Annotated in this window: 31 protein-coding genes; 9 read left to right on the top strand and 22 right to left on the bottom strand. The window is 65.8% G+C overall.

The features are described 5' to 3' along the window. The first annotated feature begins 63 nt into the window (after positions 1 to 63). Positions 64 to 609 (top strand): DUF924 family protein, encoded by a 546-nt coding sequence (locus tag AC1D3B_RS04220; protein WP_478189399.1) that lies wholly within the window; start codon positions 64 to 66, stop codon positions 607 to 609. Here AC1D3B_RS04220 and AC1D3B_RS04215 read toward each other — a convergent pair whose 3' ends face one another. Next, a complete protein-coding gene (locus AC1D3B_RS04215) occupies positions 610 to 1,512 on the bottom strand; it encodes a YihY/virulence factor BrkB family protein (RefSeq protein WP_478189398.1) in 903 nt (300 codons plus the stop codon). Between the two features lie 87 nt (positions 1,513 to 1,599). Here AC1D3B_RS04215 and AC1D3B_RS04210 point away from each other — a divergent pair, with 87 nt between their 5' ends. From AC1D3B_RS04210 to AC1D3B_RS04190, 5 genes are all read left to right on the top strand, one after another. Further along, a complete protein-coding gene (locus tag AC1D3B_RS04210) occupies positions 1,600 to 2,190 on the top strand; it encodes a chromate transporter (RefSeq protein WP_478189397.1) in 591 nt (196 codons plus the stop codon). Next, positions 2,187 to 2,786 carry a chromate transporter gene (locus tag AC1D3B_RS04205; RefSeq protein ID WP_478189396.1) on the top strand — a complete coding sequence of 200 codons (600 nt, stop codon included), beginning with the start codon at positions 2,187 to 2,189 and terminating at the stop codon, positions 2,784 to 2,786. The genes AC1D3B_RS04210 and AC1D3B_RS04205 overlap by 4 nt, the downstream gene beginning before the upstream one ends. Before the next feature lie 19 nt (positions 2,787 to 2,805). Continuing rightward, positions 2,806 to 3,774 (top strand): aldo/keto reductase, encoded by a 969-nt coding sequence (locus tag AC1D3B_RS04200; protein ID WP_478189395.1) that lies wholly within the window; start codon positions 2,806 to 2,808, stop codon positions 3,772 to 3,774. 91 nt (positions 3,775 to 3,865) lie between these two features. Beyond that, positions 3,866 to 4,036: a hypothetical protein gene (locus tag AC1D3B_RS04195; protein WP_478189394.1), complete on the top strand. Its 171-nt coding sequence runs from the start codon at positions 3,866 to 3,868 to the stop codon at positions 4,034 to 4,036. A 43-nt stretch (positions 4,037 to 4,079) separates the two neighbouring features. Next, complete coding sequence (locus tag AC1D3B_RS04190) at positions 4,080 to 4,556, top strand: DUF3237 domain-containing protein (protein WP_478189393.1); 477 nt, start codon at positions 4,080 to 4,082, stop codon at positions 4,554 to 4,556. On the opposite strand, the gene AC1D3B_RS04185 is transcribed toward AC1D3B_RS04190, so the two are convergent. Genes AC1D3B_RS04185 through AC1D3B_RS04170 form a run of 4 tightly spaced genes read right to left on the bottom strand, consistent with a single transcriptional unit; the run spans position 4,553 to position 7,145 of the window. Then, complete coding sequence (locus AC1D3B_RS04185) at positions 4,553 to 5,410, bottom strand: amidohydrolase family protein (RefSeq protein ID WP_478189392.1); 858 nt, start codon at positions 5,408 to 5,410, stop codon at positions 4,553 to 4,555. The two genes, AC1D3B_RS04190 and AC1D3B_RS04185, sit on opposite strands and share 4 nt — an antisense overlap. Further along, positions 5,407 to 6,150 carry a 23S rRNA (guanosine(2251)-2'-O)-methyltransferase RlmB gene (rlmB, locus tag AC1D3B_RS04180; protein ID WP_478189391.1) on the bottom strand — a complete coding sequence of 248 codons (744 nt, stop codon included), beginning with the start codon at positions 6,148 to 6,150 and terminating at the stop codon, positions 5,407 to 5,409. The genes AC1D3B_RS04185 and rlmB overlap by 4 nt, the downstream gene beginning before the upstream one ends. A 37-nt stretch (positions 6,151 to 6,187) precedes the next feature. Further along, positions 6,188 to 6,376 (bottom strand): hypothetical protein, encoded by a 189-nt coding sequence (locus AC1D3B_RS04175; protein ID WP_478189390.1) that lies wholly within the window; start codon positions 6,374 to 6,376, stop codon positions 6,188 to 6,190. Positions 6,377 to 6,434: 58 nt separating this feature from the next. Next, a complete protein-coding gene (locus AC1D3B_RS04170) occupies positions 6,435 to 7,145 on the bottom strand; it encodes an ABC transporter ATP-binding protein (protein ID WP_478189389.1) in 711 nt (236 codons plus the stop codon). Here AC1D3B_RS04170 and AC1D3B_RS04165 point away from each other — a divergent pair. Then, positions 7,108 to 7,812 (top strand): arylesterase, encoded by a 705-nt coding sequence (locus AC1D3B_RS04165; protein WP_478189388.1) that lies wholly within the window; start codon positions 7,108 to 7,110, stop codon positions 7,810 to 7,812. The two genes, AC1D3B_RS04170 and AC1D3B_RS04165, sit on opposite strands and share 38 nt — an antisense overlap. Positions 7,813 to 7,895: 83 nt before the next feature. Here the strand turns inward: AC1D3B_RS04165 and AC1D3B_RS04160 are convergent, their stop codons facing one another. Both AC1D3B_RS04160 and AC1D3B_RS04155 read right to left on the bottom strand, forming a co-directional pair. After that, entirely contained in the window at positions 7,896 to 8,099 is a 204-nt protein-coding gene (locus AC1D3B_RS04160) for a hypothetical protein (protein ID WP_478189387.1), read from the bottom strand. Between the two features lie 70 nt (positions 8,100 to 8,169). After that, complete coding sequence (locus tag AC1D3B_RS04155) at positions 8,170 to 9,363, bottom strand: PLP-dependent transferase (RefSeq protein ID WP_478189386.1); 1,194 nt, start codon at positions 9,361 to 9,363, stop codon at positions 8,170 to 8,172. A 51-nt stretch (positions 9,364 to 9,414) separates the two neighbouring features. Between AC1D3B_RS04155 and AC1D3B_RS04150 the strand changes: the two genes are divergently transcribed. Beyond that, positions 9,415 to 9,687 carry a helix-turn-helix domain-containing protein gene (locus AC1D3B_RS04150; protein ID WP_478189385.1) on the top strand — a complete coding sequence of 91 codons (273 nt, stop codon included), beginning with the start codon at positions 9,415 to 9,417 and terminating at the stop codon, positions 9,685 to 9,687. 21 nt (positions 9,688 to 9,708) lie between these two features. Here AC1D3B_RS04150 and AC1D3B_RS04145 read toward each other — a convergent pair whose 3' ends face one another. Together AC1D3B_RS04145 and AC1D3B_RS04140 are read right to left on the bottom strand one after the other, a co-directional pair. After that, the gene (locus AC1D3B_RS04145; RefSeq protein ID WP_478189384.1) at positions 9,709 to 10,584 is read right to left on the bottom strand and encodes a 4a-hydroxytetrahydrobiopterin dehydratase; all 876 of its coding nucleotides are present in this window, start codon (positions 10,582 to 10,584) and stop codon (positions 9,709 to 9,711) included. A gap of 140 nt (positions 10,585 to 10,724) precedes the next feature. Then, complete coding sequence (locus AC1D3B_RS04140) at positions 10,725 to 12,314, bottom strand: TIR domain-containing protein (protein WP_478189383.1); 1,590 nt, start codon at positions 12,312 to 12,314, stop codon at positions 10,725 to 10,727. Between the two features lie 57 nt (positions 12,315 to 12,371). Here AC1D3B_RS04140 and AC1D3B_RS04135 point away from each other — a divergent pair, with 57 nt between their 5' ends. Next, entirely contained in the window at positions 12,372 to 12,809 is a 438-nt protein-coding gene (locus AC1D3B_RS04135) for a VOC family protein (RefSeq protein ID WP_478189382.1), read from the top strand. 242 nt (positions 12,810 to 13,051) lie between these two features. Here AC1D3B_RS04135 and AC1D3B_RS04130 read toward each other — a convergent pair whose 3' ends face one another. From AC1D3B_RS04130 to hflK, 13 genes are all read right to left on the bottom strand, one after another. Next, positions 13,052 to 13,504: a chromate resistance protein ChrB domain-containing protein gene (locus AC1D3B_RS04130; RefSeq protein ID WP_478189381.1), complete on the bottom strand. Its 453-nt coding sequence runs from the start codon at positions 13,502 to 13,504 to the stop codon at positions 13,052 to 13,054. Beyond that, entirely contained in the window at positions 13,501 to 13,659 is a 159-nt protein-coding gene (locus tag AC1D3B_RS04125; protein ID WP_478189380.1) for a hypothetical protein, read from the bottom strand. Before AC1D3B_RS04125 ends, AC1D3B_RS04130 begins: the two co-directional genes overlap by 4 nt. Before the next feature lie 10 nt (positions 13,660 to 13,669). Beyond that, positions 13,670 to 15,031: a chromate efflux transporter gene (gene chrA / locus AC1D3B_RS04120; RefSeq protein WP_478189379.1), complete on the bottom strand. Its 1,362-nt coding sequence runs from the start codon at positions 15,029 to 15,031 to the stop codon at positions 13,670 to 13,672. Further along, a complete protein-coding gene (locus AC1D3B_RS04115; protein ID WP_478189378.1) occupies positions 15,028 to 15,972 on the bottom strand; it encodes a chromate resistance protein ChrB domain-containing protein in 945 nt (314 codons plus the stop codon). The genes chrA and AC1D3B_RS04115 overlap by 4 nt, the downstream gene beginning before the upstream one ends. A gap of 60 nt (positions 15,973 to 16,032) precedes the next feature. Next, positions 16,033 to 17,082 carry a DMT family transporter gene (locus AC1D3B_RS04110; protein WP_478189377.1) on the bottom strand — a complete coding sequence of 350 codons (1,050 nt, stop codon included), beginning with the start codon at positions 17,080 to 17,082 and terminating at the stop codon, positions 16,033 to 16,035. A 124-nt stretch (positions 17,083 to 17,206) separates the two neighbouring features. Beyond that, on the bottom strand, positions 17,207 to 17,770 hold the full coding sequence (locus tag AC1D3B_RS04105) for a methyltransferase family protein (RefSeq protein ID WP_478189376.1): 564 nt from the start codon (positions 17,768 to 17,770) through the stop codon (positions 17,207 to 17,209). Between the two features lie 4 nt (positions 17,771 to 17,774). Next, positions 17,775 to 18,515 carry a glutathione S-transferase family protein gene (locus tag AC1D3B_RS04100; protein WP_478189375.1) on the bottom strand — a complete coding sequence of 247 codons (741 nt, stop codon included), beginning with the start codon at positions 18,513 to 18,515 and terminating at the stop codon, positions 17,775 to 17,777. A gap of 38 nt (positions 18,516 to 18,553) precedes the next feature. After that, positions 18,554 to 19,078 (bottom strand): phosphoribosyltransferase, encoded by a 525-nt coding sequence (locus AC1D3B_RS04095; protein WP_028253707.1) that lies wholly within the window; start codon positions 19,076 to 19,078, stop codon positions 18,554 to 18,556. A 25-nt stretch (positions 19,079 to 19,103) separates the two neighbouring features. Continuing rightward, positions 19,104 to 20,435 carry an adenylosuccinate synthase gene (locus tag AC1D3B_RS04090; protein WP_478189374.1) on the bottom strand — a complete coding sequence of 444 codons (1,332 nt, stop codon included), beginning with the start codon at positions 20,433 to 20,435 and terminating at the stop codon, positions 19,104 to 19,106. A gap of 20 nt (positions 20,436 to 20,455) precedes the next feature. Next, positions 20,456 to 21,619, bottom strand: a complete 1,164-nt coding sequence (locus AC1D3B_RS04085) for an ATP phosphoribosyltransferase regulatory subunit (protein WP_478189373.1) — start codon at positions 21,617 to 21,619, stop codon at positions 20,456 to 20,458. Positions 21,620 to 21,665: 46 nt separating this feature from the next. Further along, positions 21,666 to 21,854 carry a DUF2065 domain-containing protein gene (locus AC1D3B_RS04080; RefSeq protein WP_435518761.1) on the bottom strand — a complete coding sequence of 63 codons (189 nt, stop codon included), beginning with the start codon at positions 21,852 to 21,854 and terminating at the stop codon, positions 21,666 to 21,668. Between the two features lie 45 nt (positions 21,855 to 21,899). Next, entirely contained in the window at positions 21,900 to 22,799 is a 900-nt protein-coding gene (gene hflC, locus AC1D3B_RS04075) for a protease modulator HflC (RefSeq protein WP_478189372.1), read from the bottom strand. A 12-nt stretch (positions 22,800 to 22,811) separates the two neighbouring features. After that, complete coding sequence (hflK, locus tag AC1D3B_RS04070; RefSeq protein ID WP_478189371.1) at positions 22,812 to 24,155, bottom strand: FtsH protease activity modulator HflK; 1,344 nt, start codon at positions 24,153 to 24,155, stop codon at positions 22,812 to 22,814. Positions 24,156 to 24,206: the final 51 nt, after the last annotated feature.

Below are 24,206 nucleotides of genomic sequence, written 5' to 3'. Positions count from 1 at the left end.
CATCGCAACCGCCCGCTGTCGGCGACGAACCCGACTTGGAACGCAGTGGCATGATTTCCACGCATGAATACCCTCCCTTCCGCCCATGACGTCGTCGCTTTCTGGCGAGACGCCGGCCCGAAGCACTGGTTCGCCAGGAACGACGCCTTCGACGCCGAGTTCAAGTCGAAATTCGAAGCCGCCCACCACGCCGCCGCCGCCGGTGTGCTCGATCCGTGGGCCCGCGATGCCGACGGGGCGCTCGCGTTGCTCGTGCTGCTCGACCAGTTCCCGCGCAATGCCTGGCGCGGGAGCGGCCACATGTTCGCGACCGACGGCAAGGCGCAGTCCATCGCGCGCTCCGCGGTCGATGCTGGCCTCGACCAGCAGGTCGATGCGGCGCTGCGGCCCTTCTTCTATCTGCCCTTCATGCATTCGGAATCGCTGGCGGACCAGGAGCGATCGGTCGAGCTCAATGCCGCGCTCGATGCCAACACGCAGCGCTTCGCGGTGCTGCATCGCGACATCATTGCGCGCTTCGGCCGCTTTCCGCATCGCAATGCGGCCCTCGGCCGTCGCACGACCGCCGAAGAACAGAAGTTCCTCGACAACGGCGGCTTCAAGGGTTGATCAGCCGGTCGTCTCCACGCGTGTCGGCGAGATGCTTGCCGCCGGCCGAGGACGTCCCTTGAACGAGCCGTACTCGTGGGCATAGACCCACGTGAACTCGACGCCCAGCAGGAAGATCTGCGCGGAGTAATACACCCACACCAGCAGCACCACGAGCGAACCGGCCGCGCCATAGCCCGAGGCGATGCCGGTCTTGCCGATGTACAGGCCGATCAGGAACTTGCCGATGGTGAACAGCACGGCAGTGACCACCGCGCCGATCCACACGTCGCGCCATTGCACCCTCACGCGCGGCATGAACTTGAAGATCATCGCGAAACCCACCGTCACGATCGCGAAACCGAACACGGAGTTGACGTTCTGCGCCAGCGTGGCCCAGTGGCCGAAGACCGGCGCCCACCATTCGCCGAGCGCCGCCAGCGCCGCGTTGACCACCAGCGACACGATCAGCAGGAAGCCGATGCCCATGATCATGCTGAACGAGAGCAAGCGCACGCGCATCAGGTCGATCAGGCCGTTGACGTCCTGTCGCGCCGGCGCGCGCCAGATGCGGTCGAAGGCGTCCTGGAGTTCGCCGAAGACGGTGGTCGCGCCGACGATCAGCAGGGCCACGCCGATCACCGTCGCAACGATGCCCTGCCTCGGCTTGTTGAGCGCCTCGAGCATGATCTGGATCGCCCGGGCGCCCTCGGCGCCCATCAGGCCCGAAAGCTGCTCGAAGATCTCGCCGCGCGCCTCGTCGCGCCCGAACACGAGGCCGACGACCGAGATCACGATCAGGAGCAGCGGCGCCACCGAGAACACTGTGTAGTAAGCCAGGGCCGCGCCCATGCTCGGGGCATAGTCCGCCCGCCACGATACGAAGGACTGCTTGCAGAGATCGAAGAGCGCGCGTGCAACCATTTGCGCAGTGTCGCAGCATGTGCCGGGCACGCAAGCCGAACGGAGCGCTGCGACGCCCTCGCGACTTGCCTACGATAATCGTCCGCAATGCATCCGCCCCCTCCCAGTGCGGCAACGGCGCCCGACCGACCGCAGCCCCAGTCCCCGCGCGACCTGTTCGTTTCATTCACCTGGCTTGCGTTGCAAGGCTTCGGCGGCGTGCTCGCTGTCGTGCAGCGCGAAATGGTCGAGAAGAAGCGCTGGCTGACGCCCGATCAGTTCCTCGAGGACTGGGCCGTGGCCCAGGTGCTGCCGGGGCCGAACGTGGTCAACCTCGCACTGATGATCGGCGATCGCTACTTCGGCCTGCGCGGCGCCATTTGCGCGGTGGCCGGCATGCTGACCGTGCCGCTCGGCGTGATCCTGACGCTGGCCGTGCTCTACGCCCACTACGCCGGCAATCCGCAGGTGGCCGGCGCGCTCCGCGGCATGGGTGCGGTTGCGGGCGGCCTGATCGCTGCCACCGGCATCAAGCTCATCCCGGCGCTGCGCAAGCATCCGCTGGGCTTCGGCGTCTGCCTCGGCACCGTGGCGCTCGTGTTCACGGCCATCGCCTTTGCGCGCATCCCCCTCGGATGGGTGCTGCTGGCCGTCGGCGGCATCACCTGCGCCTGGACCTGGCGAAAGCTCCGCGCATGACGATCGTGATGCACTGGCACGACTGGCTGGCCCTCTTCGCGCAGTACCTCATGCTCTCCCTGCTGTCGATCAGCGGCGCCATCACCACCGTGCCCGACATGCACCGCTACCTGGTGGCGCAGCACAACTGGCTGACGGACGCACAGTTCAGCTCGTCGGTCGCGATCGCCCAGGCGGCACCCGGGCCCAACGTGCTTTTCGTGGCACTGATGGGCTGGAACGTCGGACTCAACGCGGGTGGCGGCATCGGCGCCGGCCTGCATGCCTGGCTGCTGGGGCTGCTCGGCCTGGCCACCACCATGGTCGGCATCATGCTGCCCAGCACCACCCTCACCTACTTCGCGACCCGCTGGGGCCATCGCAACCGCGAGCGGCGCGGGGTGCGCGCTTTCAAGCAGGGCATGGCGCCGGTCGTGGTCGGCCTGCTGATCGCGACCGGCTGGGTGCTGGCTTCGGGAAACCACTCCGGCGACGCGCCCGCATGGCACCTCTGGCTGCTGACCAGCGTCTCGGCGTTTATCGTCTGGCGTACCCGCATCCATCTGCTGTGGCTGCTCGGCGCCGGCGCCCTGCTCGGCGCACTGGGCTTTGTCTGACCTTTCGAGGAATCAATTCATGCAGTTTCGTCCCCTCGGCCGCTCCGGCCTGCAAGTTTCACCCCTCGCCTTCGGCGGCAACGTCTTCGGCTGGACCGTCGACGAGGCGCTCTCGTTCCGGCTGCTGGATGCCTGGCTCGACGCAGGCTTCAACTTCGTCGACACGGCGGACGTCTATTCGAGCTGGGTGCCCGGCCACAGCGGAGGTGAATCCGAGACCATCATCGGCAAATGGCTCCGGCAGACCGGCAAGCGCAATCGCGTCGTCCTCGCGACCAAGCTCGGCAAGCCGATGGGCGAAGGCAAGAAGGGACTCTCCCCTGCCTACATCCGCGAGGCCGTCGACGCCTCGCTCAAGCGCCTGAAGACCGACCACATCGACCTCTACCAATCGCATGACGACGATACCGAGACGCCGCTGTCGGACACGGCCGAAGCCTTCGCCGCATTGATCAAGGCCGGCAAAGTACGGGCGATCGGCGCATCGAATTTCAGCGCACCCCGATTGGCCGAGGCGCTGGATGTGGCGGAGAAGCAGGGCTTGCCGCGCTACGAGAGCCTTCAGCCGCTCTACAACCTGTACGACCGCGCGGTGTTCGAGAAGGATCTCGAGCCGCTGTGCGTCGAACGCGGGATCGGCGTCATCAACTTCTACGCGCTCGCGGCCGGCTTTCTCACGGGCAAGTACCGGACCGAGGCGGATGCGGCGAAAAGCGCGCGCGGCGCAAACACGACGAAGAAGTACCTGAACCCGCGCGGTCTTCGCATCCTCGACGCGCTGGATGCGGCCGCCAAGGCGCATGGCGTCACGCCCGGCCAGGTCGCCATCGCGTGGCAGGTGGCGCGCCCCTCCATCACGGCGCCCATCGCCAGCGCGACGTCGATGAAGCAACTCGAAGAGTTGCTCGCCGCCGCCACGCTCAAGCTGGCCCCCGAGACCATCGCCGCCCTCGATGCGGCGAGCGACGAGGCCACCGACCAACGGTAGGCTCGCTCCGACACGCATTGGCGGCCCAGACCGCCGCGACGGCGACCCGGGCCGTGCAGACTGGCTCGATTCGCAGCATCGGAGAGAGAACATGTCTTTTGCCCTCTACATGGTCGGGTTCCTGATCTTCCTGGCCGGCCTCATCTGGGGCGCGTCCGTCGCGGGTGTACCGACGCTCTACATCGGCATCGGGACGCTGATCGTGCTGGGCATCGGGATCTTCAGCGCCGTGAGTCGTACGCGCGGCAAGGACCCATCCTGATCGAGCGTATCCCCCGCGGCACCAGCGGCGTTACGCTCAGCAGATGACTGCCAACGACCCGCTCGCCCCACCCTCCCTCGACTACTTCGCCGATCTCCAGGTCGAAGTCGGCGCGCCCCAGGTGCTCAGCCAGGGGCCACGCGGCATGCGTAGGCTCGTGCCGATCACCGGTGGCAAGGTCCAGGGAAACGGGTGGACCGCGAGAGTTCTCCCAGGCGGGACCGACTTCCAACTGATCGTGAGCGACACCCTTTCGGAGTTGGATGCCCGCTACGGACTCGAGACCGACGCGGGAGACCTCATCTACGTGCAGAACCACGCGGTCCGCGCGGCGCCGGCGGAAGCAATGGCGAAGCTGTTGCGCGGCGAGCCGGTCGATCCGTCACAGATCTACTTCCGCTGCAATCCACGTTTCGAAACCTCCTCGCGCTCCTTGCGATGGATCGGCGAGCGCATGTTCGTCGGAGTGGGGGTGCGTCACCCTGCGCAGGTGGTGATGCGTTTTTTCGCCCTGCTCTAGGCGCCGAACCGGTAGAAGTCCTGCGGGTTGCTCACCAGCAGTTGCTCGCGCAACGCAGCATCGGGCGCGATCTGCGCCAGCGCATCGACCAGTTCGCCGTCGTCCGGCACATGGTCGTGCAATGGGTGCGGCCAGTCGGTGCCCCAGAAACAGCGGTCCGGAAAATCCTGCACCAGCGTGCGCGCGATCTCGATCCCGTCGGCATAGCCGGGCCCACTCGAAATGCGGTCGATCCCGCTGACCTTCACGCGGAACAGCGGATTCTTCATCAGCGCATGCAGCGCGATGAAGTCCGGGTGCTTCGTCCCGGCCGATGCGTCGACGCGCGCCATGTGGTCGATGACCACCGGGACGGCGCTCTGCGCGAGCGGCGCTGCCAGCGAATGGATCAGGCCGCGCTCGAAATGCGCCTGCAAGTGCATCCTGAGCGGCGCGAGCCGGCGAGAGAACGCAACCACACCGTCGATATCGAAGGCCACACCCGGCGCGCCGGTGAAGTTGAATCGCACACCCCTGAATCCCCTCGAGGCCAGCCTCGAAAGCTCTTCATCGGCAACATGGAGCGGCAGGAGCGCCACGCCCAGGTAGTTGCCGCCACCCGCCGCGATCGCGTCTTCGACCACGCGGTTGTCCAGGCCATGGCACAGCGACTGGACGATCACGCAACGCTCGATGCCCATCTGGCGGTGCAGCGCGAACAACGTTTCCTTGGGCGCATCCGCCGGCGTGAAGCTCCGGCCCTCCGCGAACGGAAACCGCTCGGCCGGGCCGAACACGTGGACGTGCGCATCGCAGGCACCGGCCGGCAGCCGGAGCCGCGGCGTCGATGGATGCGGGTTATACGTGAGCGTCATCCCCGCTGACGCATGGCCTCGTAAAGGCAGACGCCGCTCGCCACTGAAACGTTCAAGCTTTCCACCGCACCCGCCATAGGGATGCTCACCAGTTCGTCGCAGGTCTTGCGCGTGAGCTGCCGCATGCCCTCGCCCTCGGCGCCGAGCACCAGCGCGAGCGGACGCTTCAGGTCGCATTGGTAGAGCGTGCCGGGCGCATCGTCGCTGGTGCCCACGCACCAGATGTTGCGTTCCTTCAGTTCGCCGAGCGTGCGCGCGAGATTGGTCACCATGAAGTACGGCACCGTCTCGGCCGCCCCGCTCGCGACCTTGGCCACCGTGGCGTTGATGCCGGCCGCGTGGTCCTTGGGCGCGATCACAGCGTGTGCGCCTGCGCCGTCGGCCACCCGCAGGCACGCGCCGAGGTTGTGCGGATCGGTCACCCCATCGAGCACCAGCAGCAGTGGCATGGTGCCGGCGGCCTCCAGTCCTTCAAGCAGTTCGTCGAGCGAATGGGTCTGGGGAATGGGCTCCACGCGTGCCGCCACGCCCTGGTGCCCATGGCTGCCCGCGAGCTTGGCGAGGCGCAGGCCGTCGGCCTCGATCAGGCGGACGCCGGCCTCCTGCGCACGGGCGATGAACTGGCGCATGCGCGCGTCGCGCCGGCTGGCATCGAAGAGCACCTCGATCACCGATTTCGGCGCGGTCTTGATACGCACGCCCACGGCGTGGAAGCCGAAGATCACTTTGGGGGAAGACATCGGGGGATTATCGAGCCCCCGGCCTGCATGACCGACGTCAGAGCCGCCCGGTGACGTAGAGCAGGACCAGCACGACCAGGAGAGCCACGCCCGCGATCGCCAGCCATTTGGCGCTGCCGCTGCGGCGAGGTTCCGCGATCTTGCTGCGCCCCGGCCCGCTTCGAGGCGCCAGGCCGCCGAAGGCGGTGTCGTCCTCGTCGTCGTCAGGGTTTCGCGGTCTCGGCACGGCAATCTCCCTTGCTATGCGTGGAGGCCGCCCGGACGGCCCGCCGTTCGAAGTGCGCTCAGGCACCGTGTCCGTCGAGCGCCACGCGGCCAGCCTCGATCGTGATCCGCCGCTCGCATCGTTCGGCGATGCCGCGGTCATGCGTGACGAGCACCAGCGTCGTGCCCAACTCGCGGTTGAGATCGAACATCAGTTTCATCACCTGCTCGCCCGTTGCAAAGTCGAGACTGCCTGTAGGCTCGTCGGCCAGCAACAACGCGGGTTGTACGACAAAAGCCCTCGCCAGCGCCACTCGCTGCTGTTCGCCGCCCGACAACACCTTGGGGTAGTGCCCGAGACGCTGCCCCAGCCCGACGCGACCGAGCATCTCGGTCGCGGCCTTGCGGGCGTCCTTGCGGTCGGCCAGTTCGAGTGGCAGCATCACGTTCTCGAGCGCGCTCAGGTTGCCGAGCAGCTGGAAACTCTGGAACACGAAGCCGACCTTCTGTGCGCGCAGGGCCGCACGCTCGTCTTCGTCGATGGCGAACAGGTCCTCGCCGGCAAGCTTCACGGTGCCGCGGGTGGGCGTGTCCAGCCCGGCGACGATCGACAGCAGCGTGCTCTTCCCCGACCCTGATGCACCGACGATGGCAGCAGTCTCCTTCGCGCCCAGCGTGAAATCGATGTCTTGCAGAATGTCCAGCGTTCCGGTGGAGTCCGTGACGGACTTGAAGACATGCTCGACGGCAACAATGGGTTCGGATCGGCCATCGGATTGGATTGAGGACATTGAAAGGTTTCGCGTGGTGAATCGACGTCACTTTATCTTGTGCGGCGCGCTGGCCGGCAGCGGCGGTTCATGGATCGCCGCGCAGGCCCAGGCCGCGACCGCCAGAAAGCCGGTCATCCTGATCGTCGGCGACTCGCTGTCGGCCGAATACGGCCTCAAGCGCGGCGAAGGCTGGGTGCCTCTTCTGGACAAGCGACTGGGCGACCAGAAGGTCGCGGCCACGGTCATCAACGCCAGCATCAGCGGCGACACCACGGCCGGAGGCCGGGCGCGCCTGCCCGGCCTGCTCGCTCAGCATCAGCCGACGCACGTCGTGCTCGAACTGGGCGCGAACGACGCGCTGCGCGGCCTGCCGCTCGCCGGCACCGAGGACAACCTGCTGCAGATGACCAAGGCCGCCCAGGCTGCCGGCGCGCAGGTGCTGATCGTCGGCATCCAGGTGCCGCCGAACTACGGCAGCGACTACACGCGGCGCTTCGAGGCGATCTTCGCCAAGGTGGCGAGTGTGACCAAGGCGCCGGTGGTGCCCTTCCTGCTCAAGGGCGTGGCCGACAGTCCGGATGCGGCGATGCTCTTCCAGGCGGACCGGATCCATCCAACCGCAGCTGCGCAGCCGCGCATGCTCGACAACGTGTGGCCGGCACTGCGCAAGCTGCTGCCCAACTGAGACGCCGGGCGATGGCCCAAGCAAAAAGCCGCCGCAGGCCCGAAGCCCGCGGCGGCTTTTGCTTGATCTGATGCTGGAACGGCTCAGCCGTTTTTCGTCGGCAGCTCCGGGACAGTCGGCGGGTCGCGTTCCAGCGAGGCCACGTCGTCTTCCGGATCGCCAGGGGCGAGCCCGTCGCTGCTGGGCATGAGCTTGCGGTTGGCTTTTTCCCTCAGCTTGTCTTCCTTCTTCTTCTTCTTGGCCAGTTCCTTCTGGCGCTTTTCGTAGCCGTAATTTGGTGTTGCCACTGCTTCTCCTTCGGGCGAGGCAGTCAGGGTGACTGCACGTGATCAGACTGTACGCGATAACCGCCCGCTCTCAGAGTGCCGCGAGAGCCTGTTCGAGGTCGGCGCGCAGGTCCTCGACGTCCTCCAGACCGATCGAAAACCGCACCAGCGTACCCTTGTAGGGCCACCTGGCGACGCTGGCGTCGCGCATCAGGCCGATGTCGTAAGGCACCACCAGGCTGATCGGCCCGCCCCACGAATAACCGAGCCGGAAAAGTTCCAGGCTGTCGCAAAACCGGTCGACCTGTTCAGTGCCGTAGCGGTCGTCGAACACCACGGAGAACAGCCCCGCGGCGAGATCGCTGGCGCCGCAAAGCCGCAGCCAGTGCGCATGGCCAGGCGAGCCTTCCAGCGCGGGATGCAGCACCTGCGCGATCTCCGCGCGCCCTTCGAGCCAGCGAGCGAGTTCGCGCGCGCTGCGGTCATGGGCCTGGTAGCGCAACTCGATGCTGGGCAGCGAACGCAGGAGGGTTTCGACGTCGCCGACGCCGATGCCGAAACCCATGCGCATGTGCGTGAGCTTGATCGCACGATGCAGGCGCTCGTCGCGTGTGACCACGCTGCCCATCAGCACGTCGCCGCCGCCGCTCGGGTACTTGGTGAGCGCGTGGATGGAGACGTCGACCCCCTGCCCGCTGCCGTTGAAATCGAAGGGCGCGAAGGCCAGTCCCGCCCCCCAGGTGTTGTCGAGCGCGGTGATCACGCCACGCGCGCGGCAGACGGCGACCAGCGCCGGCAGGTCCGGGAATTCCATCGTGACGGAACCGGCGGCTTCGACCCACACCAGCTTGGTCCGGTCCGATAGCTTGGCGGCAAGGTCCGCCGGATTCATGGCGTCGTAGAGGCGGTGGGTGATGCCGAAATTCGCCAACTCCCCATTCGCCAGCGCCTTGTTGGGACCATAGGCGTTGTCGGGGATCAGCACTTCGTCCCCAACCTTGAGCAGAGCGAAGGACACCAGCGATATCGCCGCGAGCCCGCTGGGCACGAGCAGGCATTCGGTGCCGCCCTCCAGCGTGGCGAGGCGCTCTTCGAGGGTGAAGGTCGTCGGCGTCCCGTGCAGGCCGTAGGTGTAGCCGGCCTTGGTCTTCCAGTCGCGTGCGCGCATCGCGGCGACGTCGGCGAAGAACACGGTGGAAGCCTTGTACACGCCGCGCTGGGGCGCCGCGAAGTTCACGGGGGGGCTGTACGGATGGTGGATCAGGTCGGTGATGGGCTTTCGCATGGCCTCCATGCTAGTCGACCGGATCGGCCTGGCGACGGGCGACTGCATCTCGTGTTCCGGCTGTCGGGTCCGCCGCTTCGGCTCTTTGCGCTGTTCAGGGACGCGGCCGGACTGGCACCCACGCGGCTGAAACGCGTCCTTCGCTTCCAGCGCGTGATGGAGGCGGAATCCGCCTCCGGCGCTATGTCCTGGGTCGATCTCGCGCTCCGGTCAGGCTACAGCGACCAGCCGCACTTCAATCGCGACTTCCTGGAGATCGCCGGCATGACGCCAGAAACGTATCGCAGGGCTTCGCCCGGTTCGTCGAATCATGTCCGCGTCTGACGGTCTTGCCATCGGCGTTCCTCACGGCGCCGGGCCAGCAGAGGTGCCCACCTCGCGTTTGCGCTGCTCGTACAGTTGATCCACGACAGCGGCTGCTTTCACGTCAAGCCGCGAGATCTTGTTTCCGATGTCCCACGTCGTGAAGTGAATAAACACGGTCCGCCACTGATTCTCGATTCGGGGATGGTGCTTGAGCTCGTTGAGCGGGGCAACCAGCGACTGCAGGAACTCGATCGCGCTCTTGAACTTGTCAAACCGATAGCCTCGCCGCAGTTCTTGCCTCGTGCGGGGATAGTCCCTCGGAATCGCACTTTCCACTGGCTCCCAGCCGGGCAAGGCAAGCAATGCCTGGTCCAGTTCGTCCTCCGTCAGCGGTGGAACCTTCACTTCGGGGATCGGAAACACGACGTCTTGATCGAGTGGCCGCAAGCCATGACAGTCGATCAACATGCTTGCCAGATTCGAAACTTCGCCTTCCCAGTTGTTGTCGCTTAGCACGAAATGCTGATGTTGGTGCAGACGAGTCAAGCTCGGCGGAAGTGCTTCGACCGGTGGAAGCTCCTGCTCGCCGCCAATCAACAGCGGAATGACGTTCTTACCTTCGTCGAGCGCCGCTTCGATCTCGATACGAACCCAATCGTCGGGCGAATCAAGTCTTCGACGCCCGAATTGATCGGCCGACTTCAACCAGTCCGGCCCGACCACCACGAGAACCACCGTCGACTTGTTTACCGCGCGTTTCAAGCGTTCCGGCCAGACATCCCCCGGCTTGATCGACGACACGTCCATGAAGACCTGTCCCGAGCCAAAGCGAAGCCGCAATTGAAAGTACAGCCCTCGGACCGCATTCCTGGCATCCGTGCGTCGATAGCTGATGAACACGTTGGATTTGGACATGTGCAGAATTCCATGAGTTCGCTGGTGCCATGACGGCGCCGTTTCCCTAAATGGACGATAGCGCCCGGCGCCGCATCGCGCCATCCTCAAGCGGACGGAGGAGCCAATGAACGCCCGTTCGTCGTAGGACCATCTACCCTTCACTCACTGCTCTTGGGCAGCCCCCGACACGTCTCGTGCCACGGCCCGCGCGGCATGAAAGCCTGCCACTCGGATTCCGAAAGGTTGCGCTCGAGACCTGCGCACGCCAGCTCGCGGAGCAAATCGGGCGGCACAGGCCACGCGAGCGCGCGACGGCCGGAAGGCGTGTCGGCATCGACGGACGGCTCCCTCACGATCGTTGCCAGCCAACGCCCCGATGGCGAGAACGCGGCATGGTCGAGGCCTCCTGATGCTGCCCAGGACACTTCGGTGACAAGCGTTCCCTGCGCCACGTCCCACACACGAACCGCGCTACCCGGCAAGGCCGTGGCCGAGGGGTCCTGCGCATCGGCACTCACGCGGCCGGTGAGCGTGACGAGCCATCGGCCGTCGTCGCTGAAGCCGGCCTGCCCCACCACCCATTCATGCGGCAGCAGATGCACCACGCGTCCCGACGCCGTCTGGATCGCCACGGCCTCGCGCGCAGCCCCTTCCGCCAAGGCTTCCCCGCTTCGCGCAACGAGGCTTCCGTCGCGCGTCGTCGCCAGCACGTCATCGGGCTGTGGCGACACGCTGTCCACGCTCGCGCGTTGATCGAGCGCGAGCTTGCCGGTGTCGTCGATGCGCAGGCTGGAGAGCTCCACCTCCTCGTCGATCGGCAAGGACTGGCCGGGGCGGTCCCAGACCGACTGCCGCAGGACCGCTTCCGCTTCGACGGTGGGTCGCAATCGAAGCGACTCCAGCGCGAGCAACGGCGCACGGTTCGAGTCTGGGCAGACCGCGCAGCCCGGCCCGCGGCGGGACTCCGTGAGCGCCATCTGCGCCAGCGTCGCCAGGCGCCGGGCCTGAGCCAGCTCGAGTTCATCCTCGGCGCGCCGCCATTGAAGTCCGGCGAAGACCACGAGCCCCGCCAAGACGGCGGCCAGGACGCTCGCGGACGCCGCGAGAGCGACCAGGCGACGGCGGCGCCGCTCCTCGTCACGGCGACGCAGCGCGTCGAAGTCCACCTTCAGCAGCCCGGCCAACAGCTTCAGGAGCGCCGTGTGCCGCTGGGAACGCTGCGATTCGCCGGCGCGTAGCCGCAGGTCCGCGGCGAGCGGCTCTCGCCCCAACGAGGCCAGCGCAGGAGGAAACGACTCCTCGGGCGTGCCCTCCACCAGGAGCGCGAATAGCCGGTCCTCCTTGCCCAGGGCACGAAAGCGTTCGATCTCCGCGTTCACCCATTGCGAACCCGGGGTGCGCGGGGAACAGATGACGATCAGGGCATCGCTGTCGTTCAACGCCTGCTGGATGCGCTCGCTCAGGTCGGGCGATGCGGCGAGTTCCTCCTCGTCCCGGAAGACGCGTCCGAGCCTCGGCGGAATTCCGGCGACTCCCACCGTCGGCGGCGGGCGATAAGTCTCCAGGGCGCCGTGCAGCCAGCGCGCCACGCCCCGGTCCGGCTCGATATGCCGATAGCTGATGAACGCCGCGAAACGGAGGGAGGTCACGTCGACGAGCCGGTGGTGGACCAAGGCCGCATTCTGCAGCGTGAAGTGCCAACCCGAGCCATGCCCGTGCGAGCGCAAGGCACGGTCAAATTCATTCAATACGTTCGCCGCGCAGAGGCCAGAATTGCCTTCGGACCTTTTCATGAGGACGCTTCAATGACCATCCACGAGCTCTTCCCCTATCTCTGCGTACACGACACGGCAGCCGCCATCGGCTTCTATGGCGAGGTGTTCGGCGCCAAGGAGAAGTTCAGGCTGACCGAGCCCAGCGGTCGCATCGGGCATGCCGAACTCGACTTTGGAACCACGACGCTGATGCTCTGCGACGAGTTTCCGGAATACGGCATCCGCGGCGCGAAGACGATCGGCGCCACGCCCGTCACGCTGCATCTGCACGTCGACGATGCCGACGCGGTGATCGAGCGCGCCCTGAAGGCCGGCGCCACGCTCCACATGGCCGCGCAGGACCAGTTCTACGGTGAGCGTTCAGGCTCGTTCTTCGACCCCTTCGGGCACCGCTGGAACGTGGGCCACAGCATCGAGGACGTGCCGACCGACGAGATGCAGCGGCGCTACACGGAGGCGCTCAAGTAAGTTACGGGTGCGTCTTGCGGAGGTTCCGGCGCTGCCCCACATTGGTCGCGGGAGTCGCCCCCGGGCGATACAGAACTCGACCAACAACCCGGAGCGGCAATGACCCATTGGCCACGCACGACCACTCGATGCCTCCCGCCACGACGCGGCGTGCGGGCCATCGGCGCCGCTCTGGCTCACCACGACTACCGAATAGCAGGGTGTCGCGAACATCGGGATCGAGCGCCGCAGGGCGCCTGGCTTCACATGCTTGGCGGCCAGGCGTGCGTCTCACCTTGGCAGTTCTTGCACCACGCATAGAGGGCGTCGTACATCACAAGGCCGTGGCCCAGCATCTCGTGGTCGTCACAGAACACCTGAGACAACCCGAGCGACATGGCGTACAGGCCCGGCGACTGAGGCGTCAGGTCCAAGCGAGAGGTGTCGGCGCCTCGAACGATGGCCGCCAGTTGCGCGAGAGCAGGGTCGGTCAACTTGTACTTCGATAGGAACGCATCGAAGCTGCACAACTCTCCGACATGGCTCATTTCGACGCCTGGTATGTCGTAAGGCACTGCACCGGTCATCTCTGCCACCGCGCGCACTTCGGATGGCGGGACGTAGAGGAACTCGGGGTCCTTGTCGATGAACCGTGCAATGAGCCACGGGCAGGCAATACGGTCAATTTTCGGGCGTTCGCGGGTGACCCATTTCATGATGTCACTCCCTTGGGATTCCAGCGCTCGACCGGCAGCCTGAGGCGCTTGACCGCGCTGCCGTAGTTGTCCTGGTGATGGCTGCGAAGCAACTTCTCGGACAGACCGTGCAGTGCCGCAGGCTCGAAGGGCAGGTCCAGGATTCGGCTTTCCATGGGGAACCTTTCATGCAAACAAGGGCCGCAGAAACGTCAGCGCCAACCCGGCCAGGCCGGAAGCCAGGACCACGGGAATGACGCCAACCTTGAACCGGAACAGGGCGATCGCCGCCGCGGTGCCGATGAGTGCGGAGGTCCAGTCGAAGCGACCGCCAAGTCCCTCGGGCCACAGCACGTGATACGCGAAGAAGACGGCGAGGTTCACGATGACGCCGACCACCGCGGCCGTGATGCCGGTCAGAGGCGCGGTGAACTTGAGGTTGCCATGGGTCGATTCGATGAACGGCGCTCCCAACAGGATAAAGAAGAACGACGGCAGGAAGGTGAAGAAGGTCACCACTGTGGCGGCGACCGCGCCCGACAGGAAGAGCGCGTCCGGTCCGAAGATGGCCTTGGTCCAGCCGCCGACGTACCCGACGAACGACACCACCATGATGAGAGGACCAGGTGTCGTCTCGCCGAGCGCCAGTCCGTCAATCATCTGCGGAGCTGTCAGCCACTGGTGCTGTTCGACGGCACCCTGGAACACATAGGGGAGCACTGCATAGGCGCCGCCGAAGGTCATCAGCGCTGCCTTGCTGAAGAACCACGCCATCTGCGTCAGAACGGCGTCCCACCCATAGAGCGCCATCAAGGCTCCCATGCCGGCGAGCCAAAGCGCCAGGCACGCGACGACCACGCGGCCGAAGCGACGCCAGGTGAACAGCGCATGTTCGGGCGTTGGTGTGTGGTCGTCGATGAGCGCCGGACCGAGCGACTTGCCCGCCTTCCCGTGGCCACCCCCGGTCATGAACTTGGCCGGCGCGAACCGGCCGCCGAAGTACCCGACGGCTCCCGCAGCCAGAACGATGACCGGGAACGGCAGCCGCAGCGCAAAGATCGCCAGGAAGGCCGCCACCGCGATGCCCCAAAGCCACGCGTTCTTCAGGGCTCGGGAGCCCACGCGGTAAGCCGCATGTACCACGAGGGCGGTGACGGCAGGCTTGATGCCATAAAACAGACCGGCGATGGCCGGCACATTGCCGTACGCCATGTAGACCCACGACAGGCCGATGAGGATGAACAGCGATGGCAGCACGAACAGGACGCCCGCGACGATGCCGCCCCAAGTGCGATGCATCAGCCACCCGATGTACGTCGCCAACTGCTGCGCCTCGGGGCCGGGCAACAGCATGCAGTAGTTCAGGGCGTGCAGGAATCGGCCCTCGGAAATCCAGCGGCGTCGCTCGACGAGGTCCTCATGCATCATGGCAATTTGCCCTGCCGGCCCTCCGAAGCTGACGAACCCGAGCTTGAGCCAATAGACGAACGCCTCGCCAAACGCAAGGCGCTCACGCGCCGCGGTGACTGTGGTTGTGGTTGTGGTCACTGGCGTGCCTTCATTGCGGTATAGAGCGTGTCGAACAGGGGAAGGGACGCCGCGAGCAGCGCATCGTCCTTGTCGTGCTGCGCCTGCAGGCCCCGCACGATGGTCTCGACGCCGGCCGCCTCGTCGACGGGGATGCCACCCACGTCGATGTAGTGGACGAGCTGGCCAAGGCGGCGAATGCCCGGGTCCTCTTCCAGACCGAAAGTGTGCGCGACGACCTCGAAGCTGACCTTGTCACCCACGTGAGTGAATGCCGCGCCGTCGAAATCGAATCCAAGAGCGCCTTTCGGACATGTGCTCGGGTCTGTCAACCAGACAAAGCGCGGGGAGGAATCGACGAAGCGCTGAATCAGCCAACTCGTTGCAAGCCGGTCCACCCAAGGGCGCTTGCGCGTGGCCCACGTCCTCCCCTGGAAGGACTCGCGCTCGAGCCGCTCAATCGAGCCCGAAGCGGCCATCGGCTCCCCGGGGGACAACTTCTGTTCAATCTCCGCTCGCAAGGTCTCGAGGCCAGCCGCCGCCGCAGCGGCCGCCTTGCCAGGAAAGAAGTCCGTCGCCTGAAGGGCCCGCAACTGTTGGCCAAGCCCGCGAAGGGATTTGTGCAAGTCTGCTTCCCCGGCTGACTTGACGGTCTTCCTCGTCTCCTTCAGCGCCTGCGCGAAGTCGGCATATTGCTCGGACCGGTCGAACAGCGCGAGGAAAGTCTTTTCCTGCGCTTCGTCGCGAGCCTTGAGAACGAGCATGTGCGCGTCGGCGCCGCCGTCCTGGATGGCCTTCTCGATGGCCCACAGGTCGCTCGCTGATGTTGCGGTAGAGGGAAGGATGTAGACGCCGTCCCGCAGGGTCCCGCATCCTGCGGACTTGAGCGAGCGCCAGATTCGGACGCGCAAGCCGCTGGGAGACGTAGGAAGCGACGCGGCAAGGACCAACCAGTCAATCATGTAGCAAGTATCGCACTGCGTGATATTTGCTACAACAACATGGTTTTACCCGAGGGTGACTCAATGTGGGTGGGGATGCTGGTGATGAATATCTGGATAGTGTTCGTGGCTATGAACCATCGGCTCATGGCGATGCCAGTGCGTGTGTTTGGACGTAGCGGGCAAGCCGTCGACATGACCGTGCTGGTGATGCTCGTCATGGTCATGTTCATGGCTGTGCTCTAGCGGCTCATGCACATGACGATGTCCATGGCTCTCTGTCAGATGCAGCCACACGCCAATGGCCATCAGAACACCAGCAATGACCAGTTGAAGCGTGAGCGGCTCGCCCAACAGACCGATAGCCAACACAGCGCCAAAAAACGGCGCGACCGAAAAATAGGCGCCAGTGCGCGCGGTGCCCAAATGTCGCAAAGCGATGACGAAGAGGACCAAGCTCGTTCCGTAGCTCAAAAGGCCAAGGAGACCCGCTCCGGCGACGACCGCGGTCGGCGGCCACGTCGCGCCCGTGGCGACCGCAAGCGCGAGATTCGTTGCACCGGCCGCCAGGCCCTTGGTCATCGCAATGAAGGACGCGTCAGCCACCGACACTTTACGGGTGAGGTTGTTATCAATCGCCCAAGCCAGGCAAGCCCCCAGCACGGCCAACGATGGCCGCAGGGCACCTACACCTGAGCTGCCGGGCCAGCTGAGAATGGCCGCACCGGCCACGATGGCAGCCATTCCCAATGCAATGCGCCGGTCGAAGTTCTCCTTGAACACGAACCAGGCGAGGAGTGCGGTGAACACGCCTTCAGCGTTCAGCAGCAGCGAAGCGTCGGCTGCGGCCATGTCTGCCAACCCTGTCATCAGCAACAAGGGGCCGAGCGCGCCCCCCGCAACGATAGCGCCCGCCAGCCACCCGACGTCGGCACGCTCGAGTCGAACCCTCGGCGCGCGCGAAAGCAGGCGCCAGAGCCAAAGGCCCGCGCCGGAGCCAAGGTAGAGCAATGCTGCCAGCAACCAGGGACTCGTATGCCCAAGCAGCAGTTTGGCGAAGGGCGTTCCGGCGCCGAATAGCGCCGCAGCTCCGATTGCCGCCAAAACGCCGCGATGGGTTAGAGCATTCATGTCGTCTTTGTATTCCCTGTCCGGGCGATTTCGCAGCCTTCTTCGCGAATTCGGGCTGGTCCTCCCGAAGGGCATCTGCCAAGTCGCCACGGTGTTGCGCGCGACGCAGCATCGCTGCGTGCGGCTACAACAAGAACGGCACAAACCGACGCGACCGGCGCATGTAGTCGCGGTAGGCCTCGCCGAAGTAGGCCAGGCACTCCTGCTCTTCGCGAATCGCGGTAACGACGAGGAGCGCCGTCGCGGCCAGCGCCAACACCAGCCCCAGCCAGGTGAACTGCTGGAGGAAGATGCCCCAGGCCAGGCAGATCAGCGATGTGTACATCGGATGGCGGATGTAGCGGAACGCGCCAGTGGTCACCAGCTTGCTCGTCCGCTCGAATCCGAGCAGCGCCTCATCCTTGCGTTCCGCGCTCGGCCGGCCCAGGCGCCGCAACATGACAAATGCATGGACCGGTAGCCAGATCGAGGTCATGAGCAGCGCCATCGCCACCGACTGGCGCAGCACGACCGGATCGGTGCCCCAGACGGGCAGGTTGAGCCATATGAGTCCCAGGATGCATTCCCACGCGAAGAACCGGTAGAAGCCGTGAGATCGCGGGCGCTTGATGGCGCCCCAGGAGGCGTAGAGGAGCACCGAACTCGCGACGACGAAGGTTGGCGCGTAGGCCGCCAGGGGAAGAAGCATTGCGTCAGGAGCCCTTCGCGTCGAAAAAACGCGGCGCCAGGCCGGCACGGCCAGGATAGAACTTGAACCAGGGCCGCGCCTGATCGATCGTGCGCGCTACCGATGGATGGTCCATCAATCGCTCGAAGTACACGTTCAGGTGCACGTGCTCCGGCGACAGCGGCACGTAGGTCACGGCATAGAACAAGGCCGGCGCCGCGGCGCAGTCGGCCATGCTGAACGCATCGCCGGCCACCCAGCTCCGCCCCTCGAGATGGCGGTCGATGAACGCATAGGCCGACGACAGGCCTTCGCGCGCCCGGGTCACATTGATGGCGTCTCGATCCCCTTCCGGCCGCAGGAGATCGGCGGTGAAGGCCTGCATCGGGGTCATCACGTACAGGTCGAAGAGCCGGTCCCACAAGCGCACTTCGAGCGCGGCGTCCGGGTCATGCGGGATGAGCGTGCGGCCGGGGCCTGCGTGGTGGCGCTGCAGGTGCTCGATGATGATGCTCGTCTCGGGGACGGGCCGGCCCTGGTCCACCAGAAGCGGCATCTTGCCCGTGGGAATCAACGCCAGGTAGGCCGCCCGTTTCGCGGGATCGGACAGATCGAGCACCTGCTTGTCGATGTCGATGCCCAACTCGTCGACCGCGATCAATACCTTGTGGCAATAGGACGAGAGCGGGTGGTAGTGCAGCGTGAGCGCAGTCATTGGATGTCGAATCTCGATGAAGGACGGCTTGCCCGTGATGCACAAGGTCACGACGCCGTCCCTTCAGGCGCGTGAAGCCCGGGGCGGCCTCAGACCGACCACTTCTCCAACAGCTTTTCGGCGCCGAGCGAGTCGTAGCCCTCGAAGGGCTGATGGATCCACGGGTTGGTCTGCAGGAATTCGACCGAGTAATCCGGCGTGAAGGTCGAGAGCGCCTTGGTCCAGATCACGGCGCTGCGCAGCTCGGTGATGGGCTTGTAGCTGCTCTTGAGGTTCTCAACCACGGCATGGAGCGTATGGCCGGAGTCCGCGAGGTCATCGACCAGCAGGACTTTGCCTGCGATCTCGCCCTTGGGCGTGGTGATGTAGCGCGCGATGTCGAGATGGCCCTGGATCGTGCCGGCGTCAGCGCGGTAGGAGCTGGTCGACATGATCGCCAGGGGCTTGTCGAAGATGCGCGAGAGCACGTCGCCAGGGCGCATGCCACCGCGCGCCAGGCACAGGATCGTGTCGAACTGCCAGCCCGACTGGTACACCTTGATCGCGAGTTTCTCGATCAGGTTGTGGTACTCGTCATAGCTGACGTAAAGGTGCTTGCCGTCTTCGGTCAACATGAAGGTTCGTCTCCTGCGGGTGAGGTCAGTCTGCGAGGTAGGGGTGGCGCATCATGATCGTGTGATCGCGATCGGGGCTGGTCGACACCATGTGGATTGGCACGCCGGTGACCTGCTCGATGCGCTGCAGGTACAGGCGCGCATTGATCGGGAGCTTGTCGTATTGGGTGACGCCAACCGTACTCTCGCTCCAGCCTTCGAGCTTCTCGTAGACCGGCGTGCAGCGCTCGATCTCGTCGGCGCCCATCGGCAGGATGTCGGTGTACTCGCCGTCGAGCTGGTAGCCGGTGCAGAGCTGCAGTTCCTCGAGGCCGTCGAGCACGTCGAGCTTGGTGATGCAGAGGCCGCTCAGGCCGTTGACCTGGGCCGAGCGCTTGAGCAATGCGGCGTCGAACCAGCCGCAGCGGCGGCTGCGGCCCGTGGTCACGCCCTTCTCGGCGCCGACGGTGCTCAGGTGGTAGCCCACGGTGCCCGGCTTTTCCCAGTCGAGTTCGGTCGGGAACGGGCCACCGCCGACGCGTGTGCAGTAGGCCTTGGTGATGCCCAGGACATAGTGCAGCATCCCGGGGCCGACGCCCGATCCGGCCGCCGCATTGCCGGCCACGCAGTTGCTGGAGGTGACGTAGGGATAGGTGCCGTGGTCGACATCGAGCAAGGTGCCCTGCGCGCCTTCGAACAGCAAGTTGGCGCCGGCGCGGTTCGCGTCGTTGAGCTCGCGCGAGACGTCGGCCATCATCGGCTTGAGCAGTTCGGCATGGCGCATCGCTTCGTCGTAGACGGTGTCGAAGTCGATGGCCGGTGCGCTCAGCACCTGCGTCAGCACGTGGTTGTGCAGGTCGAGCAGCACGCGCAGCTTGGTCGCGAAGCGCTCCGGGTGCTTCAGGTCCTGCACGCGCAGGGCGCGGCGCGCGATCTTGTCTTCGTAGGCCGGGCCGATGCCGCGGCCAGTCGTGCCGATCTTCTCGATCCCGCCCTTTTCACGATAGGCCTCGCGCGCGATGTCGAGCGCCGCATGGAACGGCAGGATCAGCGGGCAGGCTTCGCTGATGCGCAGCCGCGAGCGGACCTCGACGCCGGCCTTCTCGAGCCCTTCGATCTCCTCGAACAGCTTGCCGGCCGACAGCACCACGCCGTTCCCGATGTAGCACTTGACGCCGGGCCGCATGATGCCGCTCGGAATCAGGTGCAGCGCGGTCTTGACGCCGTTGATGACCAGCGTGTGGCCGGCGTTGTGACCGCCCTGGAAGCGCACGACGCCCTGCGCGCTCTCGGTCAGCCAGTCGACCAACTTGCCCTTGCCTTCGTCGCCCCACTGGGTTCCGACGACGACCACGTTTCTTCCGGTGGTTACGCTCATGATTTTTCGCTTTTCAGGATTCAGATGGCTTGCACGCGCCATTGGCCGTCGCGCTCGACGAGCTCACGGTCGCAATGGAATTCGTCGATCTCGCTGTCGTGGCCCGGCAGGACGCACACGACCGTTTCGCCTTCGCTGCGCAGCACGGCGATGGTCTTGTTGAGGGCTTCCGCGTCGCTCCACGGCGCGCGGATCGCGGCGCGCAGCGGCCTTGCGGGCAGGACGCCGACCAATTCGCGGACGTCGAGGCTGAAGCCGACCGCCGGACGGTTGCGGCCAAACACGGCGCCCACTTCGTCGTAGCGGCCGCCCCGCACCAGGGCGTCGCTGGCGCCTTCGGTGTAGATGCCGAAACGCATGCCGCTGTAGTAGGCATAGCCGCGGAGGTCTGCCAGGTCGAAGCTGACGCGGGCGCCATCGAGACGGGAGGCCAGTTGCTTCAGGTCGGAGAGCGCAGCGCGAATGCCCGCCGAATCCGGGAGTGCCCTGGCTGCTTCATCGAGCACCGACACGTCGCCGTACAACTGGACCAGCGCCAGCAGGCCTTCGCGGGAGGATGCCGGGAAGTCGACCGTGAGCGCCCGCAGCGCGCTCGCATCCTTGGCCGCCAGGGCCGCGTGCACGCGTGCAATGGCGGCGGCGTCGATCGGCACCCCGGCGAACAGCGAACGAACGATGCGCGCGTCGGCCAGGTCGACGATGACCGGGCCCTGGGCGCTGCCGGTCACGCCAGCGGCGCGCAGGCAATCCAGCGCCAGGCGCAGGGTTTCGGTATCGGCTTCGAGCCCGGCGTGGCCATAGATCTCGGCACCGAACTGAAGGGGCTCGCGCGTCGCGTGGGGGCGGTCGGGACGGGTGTGCAGGACGGGTCCGCAATAGCAGAGCCGGGTCACGCCGGCCCGATTGAGCAGGTGGGCGTCGATGCGCGCGACCTGGGGCGTGGTGTCGGCCCGCAAGCCGATGCTTCGCCCGGACAACTGGTCGACCAGCTTGAAGGTCTGCAGGCCGAGCGCCTCGCCAGTGCCGGAGAGCAGGGATTCCAGGTGCTCGAGCAGCGGCGGCATCACCAGCTCGTAGCCATAGCCACGGGCGGTGTCGAGCAGTTCGCGTCGAAGTTCTTCGATGTGGCGAGCCTCGGAAGGCAGCACATCGGCAATGTGATCCGGGAGGACCCAGGCGGACATGGGGAGCGGGGGCGTGGTTAAACCGGGATTCTACCGGGCACCCGCGTCACCCCAATAACCAGAGCAGGAAGAGGCCCAGAAGAATGCTGCAGAGACCGAAGAAGCGCAGCTGCCCGTCACGCAACTGCATGAGCTGGCCGAAGCCGCGTCGCCAGCCACCAGGGAAGAGAAAGGGCAGCAGCCCCTCGATCACCAGGACAAGGGCCAGCGCGCTCCAGAAGGTATCGATGTCCACGACGGTCCGAATCTCAGCAGGCAGCGGGCCGGCGCATCGTCATCGTCAGCGACGGGGTGCGTTGCTTGTCGACCCGGAGCTCTGCATCGACCTGAAGAAGTCGGACGAAGGGTCCAGGACCATCACGTCGCTCTTCTTGTTGAAGCTCTGCTTGTAGGCGTCGAGGCTGCGATAGAACAGCGCGAACTGCGGATCGCGGCCGAAGGCATCGGCGTAGATCCCGGCAGCGCGGCCGTCGCCCTCGCCCTTGATCTTCTGGGCGTCGCGATACGCGTTCGCCACGATCACCTCGCGCTGGCGATCGGCATCGGCGCGGATCTTCTCGCCCTCGGCGAAACCGGTCGAGCGCAGTTCGTTTGCGACGCGCTTGCGCTCCGCCTCCATGCGGCGGTAGACCGATTCGGTGATCGCCTCGACATAGTCGACCCGGGTGATGCGCACGTCCACGACGTCGACACCCCACGGCTTGGCACCCTTGACCACCGCCAGCACCTCACGCTGGACATCGGACATCACGGCTTCGCGACGCACCGAGATCAGGTCGCGCACCGTGCGCTTGTTGATGTTTTCCTGGAACGCGTTGCGCACCACGCGGTTGAGCTGCACGGCGCCGGCGTTCTCGTCGAGGCCGACGTTACGGATGTACTCCGATGGATTGGTAATGCGCCAGCGCACGTACCAGTCGATCACCACACGCTGCTTCTCGGCGGTGAGCATGGGCTCGGGATCGAGGCTGGACAGCGTCAGCAGGCGCTTGTCGATGTACGACACGTTCTGGAACGGCGGCGGGAGCTTGAAGTTCAGGCCCGGCTCGGTGATCACTTCCTTGATCTGCCCGAGTGCGTAGACCACGCCGAACTGGCGCTGGTCGACAACGAAGAGGGTCGAGCTCAGGAGCGCGAGCGCCACCAGGATCGACGAGACGATGAATCCGATTCTGTTCATATTCTTGTGTCCTCAGCGCACGTCGCGGTCGCGCGAGCGACCATCGCGGGCGCGGGCGTCGCCTGCTGAGGGAGCGACCGGAATCACGGACGACTGCGGCGAGGCCGTACCCGCGACATTGGGATTGGCAGCGTCCACCGGCGTGCCGGCAGCGTTCTGGCCTGACAGCTGCATCAGCTTGTCGAGCGGCAAGTAGAGCAGATTCGAGTTCTGCTTCGAGTCGATGAGCACCTTGGTCGTGCTGCTGTAGATCTGCTGCATGGCGTCGGTGTACATGCGGTCGCGCGTCACCTGCGGCGCCTTCTGGTACTCGCTCAGCACCGAGCTGAAGCGCTGCGCATCACCCTGGGCCTGTGCAACGATCCTCGCCTTGTAGGCTTCGGATTCTTCCTTGAGCCGAGAGCCGGTACCGGTCGCGCGCGGCACGACGTCATTCGCGTAGGCCTGCGCCTCGTTCTTGGCGCGTTCGCGCTCTTGGCCCGCCTTGAGGACGTCGTCGAACGCCGCCTGCACTTGCTCCGGCGGGCGCACACCGCCCTGCTGGAGGTTGATGCCGACGACCTCGACGCCGACCTTGTAGCGGTCGAGGATGGTCTGCATCAGCGTGCGCACGCGCGGAGCGATCTGGTCGCGTTCGTCGGCGAGCGCAGCGTCCATGCGCATCTTGCCCACCACTTCGCGGACGGCCGTCTCGGCGACCTGTACGACCGTATCGGCCGGCGACTTGCTCTCGTAGAGGAAGGCGCGCGCGTCGCTCAGGCGGTACTGCACTGCGAACTTGATCTCGACGATGTTCTCGTCCTCGGTCAGCATGGCGGACTCGCGCAGGCCGGTCGACCGCACGACGGTGTCGCGGCCGACGTCGACGGAGCGGATCTGCGTGGTCACGACGATCTCGTGGCGCTGGATCGGATACGGCAGCCGCCAGTTGAAGCCGGCGCCCACGGTCGCCTTGTAGCGGCCGAATTGCGTGATGACCGCCTGCTGCCCTTCGTTCACGATGAAGAAGCCGGTCCCCAGCCAGATCAGGACCGCCACCGCGGCGACCAGGCCCAGGCCGAAGCCCGCGTTCTTCATGTCGGGCTTGAGGCCGCCGCCATTGCCGCCGTTCGGGCGGTTGTTGTCGCCGCCGCCGCGCCCGCCACCGAAGAGACCGCCGAGCTTGCGATTGAAATCACGCCAGAGTTCGTCGAGGTCCGGCGGCCCTTGGTTGGGGCCTTGGCCGCGCGGGCGATTGTTGTTGCCGGAGGGAGGCGGAGCGGGCGGCTCTCCATCGGGTCGGTTTGCGGCGGGACGGTCGCCGTTCGACGAGGAATCGTCGCCCCGGCCCCAGCGGCCATCGTTCAGGTTGAACATGCCCTGGAACCGTCTCCACACTGGCTTTGCATTCATTCGATTCTGTTCTGT

This window comes from Variovorax sp. P5_A3 (genome assembly GCF_056400665.1).
Note: the sequence above shows the minus strand (reverse complement) of the source record. Positions and strands in the feature narration are given on the sequence as shown.

What these genes read in the sequence shown, in the direction of transcription:
- AC1D3B_RS04190 (WP_478189393.1), top strand. Translation starts at nt 4,080, where the DNA reads ATGACTGCCAACGACCCGCTCGCCCCACCCTCCCTCGACTACTTCGCC.
- AC1D3B_RS04115 (WP_478189378.1), bottom strand. Translation starts at nt 15,972, where the DNA reads ATGATTGACTGGTTGGTCCTTGCCGCGTCGCTTCCTACGTCTCCCAGC.
- AC1D3B_RS04095 (WP_028253707.1), bottom strand. Translation starts at nt 19,078, where the DNA reads ATGTTGACCGAAGACGGCAAGCACCTTTACGTCAGCTATGACGAGTAC.
- AC1D3B_RS04155 (WP_478189386.1), bottom strand. Translation starts at nt 9,363, where the DNA reads ATGCGAAAGCCCATCACCGACCTGATCCACCATCCGTACAGCCCCCCC.
- AC1D3B_RS04105 (WP_478189376.1), bottom strand. Translation starts at nt 17,770, where the DNA reads ATGCTTCTTCCCCTGGCGGCCTACGCGCCAACCTTCGTCGTCGCGAGT.
- AC1D3B_RS04165 (WP_478189388.1), top strand. Translation starts at nt 7,108, where the DNA reads ATGGGTTCGGATCGGCCATCGGATTGGATTGAGGACATTGAAAGGTTT.
- AC1D3B_RS04215 (WP_478189398.1), bottom strand. Translation starts at nt 1,512, where the DNA reads ATGGTTGCACGCGCGCTCTTCGATCTCTGCAAGCAGTCCTTCGTATCG.
- AC1D3B_RS04085 (WP_478189373.1), bottom strand. Translation starts at nt 21,619, where the DNA reads ATGTCCGCCTGGGTCCTCCCGGATCACATTGCCGATGTGCTGCCTTCC.
- AC1D3B_RS04125 (WP_478189380.1), bottom strand. Translation starts at nt 13,659, where the DNA reads ATGGAAAGCCGAATCCTGGACCTGCCCTTCGAGCCTGCGGCACTGCAC.
- AC1D3B_RS04205 (WP_478189396.1), top strand. Translation starts at nt 2,187, where the DNA reads ATGACGATCGTGATGCACTGGCACGACTGGCTGGCCCTCTTCGCGCAG.
- AC1D3B_RS04200 (WP_478189395.1), top strand. Translation starts at nt 2,806, where the DNA reads ATGCAGTTTCGTCCCCTCGGCCGCTCCGGCCTGCAAGTTTCACCCCTC.
- rlmB (WP_478189391.1), bottom strand. Translation starts at nt 6,150, where the DNA reads ATGTCTTCCCCCAAAGTGATCTTCGGCTTCCACGCCGTGGGCGTGCGT.
- AC1D3B_RS04170 (WP_478189389.1), bottom strand. Translation starts at nt 7,145, where the DNA reads ATGTCCTCAATCCAATCCGATGGCCGATCCGAACCCATTGTTGCCGTC.
- AC1D3B_RS04135 (WP_478189382.1), top strand. Translation starts at nt 12,372, where the DNA reads ATGACCATCCACGAGCTCTTCCCCTATCTCTGCGTACACGACACGGCA.
- AC1D3B_RS04220 (WP_478189399.1), top strand. Translation starts at nt 64, where the DNA reads ATGAATACCCTCCCTTCCGCCCATGACGTCGTCGCTTTCTGGCGAGAC.
- AC1D3B_RS04130 (WP_478189381.1), bottom strand. Translation starts at nt 13,504, where the DNA reads ATGAAATGGGTCACCCGCGAACGCCCGAAAATTGACCGTATTGCCTGC.
- AC1D3B_RS04210 (WP_478189397.1), top strand. Translation starts at nt 1,600, where the DNA reads ATGCATCCGCCCCCTCCCAGTGCGGCAACGGCGCCCGACCGACCGCAG.
- AC1D3B_RS04185 (WP_478189392.1), bottom strand. Translation starts at nt 5,410, where the DNA reads ATGACGCTCACGTATAACCCGCATCCATCGACGCCGCGGCTCCGGCTG.
- AC1D3B_RS04195 (WP_478189394.1), top strand. Translation starts at nt 3,866, where the DNA reads ATGTCTTTTGCCCTCTACATGGTCGGGTTCCTGATCTTCCTGGCCGGC.
- AC1D3B_RS04145 (WP_478189384.1), bottom strand. Translation starts at nt 10,584, where the DNA reads ATGTCCAAATCCAACGTGTTCATCAGCTATCGACGCACGGATGCCAGG.
- AC1D3B_RS04090 (WP_478189374.1), bottom strand. Translation starts at nt 20,435, where the DNA reads ATGAGCGTAACCACCGGAAGAAACGTGGTCGTCGTCGGAACCCAGTGG.
- AC1D3B_RS04110 (WP_478189377.1), bottom strand. Translation starts at nt 17,082, where the DNA reads ATGAATGCTCTAACCCATCGCGGCGTTTTGGCGGCAATCGGAGCTGCG.
- hflC (WP_478189372.1), bottom strand. Translation starts at nt 22,799, where the DNA reads ATGAACAGAATCGGATTCATCGTCTCGTCGATCCTGGTGGCGCTCGCG.
- hflK (WP_478189371.1), bottom strand. Translation starts at nt 24,155, where the DNA reads ATGTTCAACCTGAACGATGGCCGCTGGGGCCGGGGCGACGATTCCTCG.